The sequence below is a fragment of the Vibrio sp. Vb1554 genome (assembly GCF_033344235.1).
Genome location: NZ_JAWPOJ010000268.1, coordinates 1 through 1,238 on the forward strand (window position 1 = coordinate 1; position 1,238 = coordinate 1,238).

At 49.2% G+C, this 1,238-nt stretch carries 1 protein-coding gene and 1 pseudogene; both read left to right on the forward strand.

Going from position 1 to position 1,238, the window contains the following annotated elements; all coding sequences use genetic code 11:
* A pseudogene (locus tag R8N28_RS25550) lies at positions 1–309 on the forward strand (ornithine decarboxylase); the annotation flags it as partial.
* A gap of 61 nt (positions 310–370) precedes the next feature.
* On the forward strand, positions 371–1,238 hold an 868-nt coding region (gene potE / locus R8N28_RS25555), incomplete at its 3' end, for a putrescine-ornithine antiporter (RefSeq protein WP_318183702.1).

A 1,238-nucleotide genomic window follows, 5' to 3' on the forward strand; every position in this document is an offset into this window, starting at 1 on the left:
AGCGAGTACTTCCCACAAATGGTTCACAAACCTGACGTAGCAACACGCAAATACTTCCGTGGTGAATGCGATTACCTACCACTTAAAGAGGCCGTTGGTCGCGTAGCCGCTGAGGGTGCACTTCCTTACCCTCCAGGCATCATCTGTGTGATCACTGGTGAAATCTGGACCCCACACGTGGTGGATTACTTCCTATCTCTAGAAGAAGGCATCAACCGCTTCCCAGGCTTCGCGCCAGAAATTCAAGGTGTGTACCTTGAAGATGTTAACGGTCGCACTACCGCACATTGTTATGTCCTAAAAGATTAATCTACCCGTTCGCACCACGCTCCGGCGTCGGTGCGAACCGCTTATTCGTGGAGAATAATTTATGAGTAATGAAACTAAAAAAATGTCGGTGGTGCAGTTAACCATTCTGACATTCATCAACATGGCTGGCTCCGGCATCATCATGCTGCCAAGTAAACTGGCGCAAGTGGGCACCATTTCTGTGTTGTCTTGGCTGATCACTGCGGCGGGCTCTTTGGCGTTGGCTTACGTGTTCGCAAAATGTGGTCGCTTTAGTAAACGTGACGGCGGTATGAACGGTTACGCGTCTTATGCATTCGGTAAATCGGGTGCATTTATGGCGGGCTGGACTTACGGTTTGTCGCTCCTTATTGCGAACATTGCGATCGCGATTACTTGTGTGGGTTACGGCTCCGCATTCTTTGAAGTGACCCTATCTCCGGTCGAAACCTGTTTGTACACCATCGCCATTCTTTGGATTTGTACTTTCGCTAACTTCGGTGGTGCGAAAATCACAGGTCAAATTGGTACATTCACCGTGTGGGGCGTAATCCTACCAGTGTGTTCATTGGGTATTGTTGGTTGGTTCTGGTTTAACCCAACCATGTACATTGAAGCTTGGAACCCACACAGCTTGCCATTTGGTGAAGCAGTGAGTGCTTCTATTGCGATGACTCTATGGGCATTCCTTGGTCTTGAATCAGCTTGTGCGAACTCTGAAGCGGTAGAAAACCCAGAGAAGAACGTACCAATCGCAGTACTGGGCGGTACACTAATCGCGGCTGTGGTTTACATTGTATCGACAAACATCTGTTCTGGTATCGTTGCAAACTCTGAGCTTGCTGCATCTACAGCACCATTCTCAACCGTATGGACAGTGATGCTAGGTTCAGCCGCTGGTAAAGTGGTTGCGGGTATGGCGGTATTGGCTTGTGCGGGCGCTCTATTGG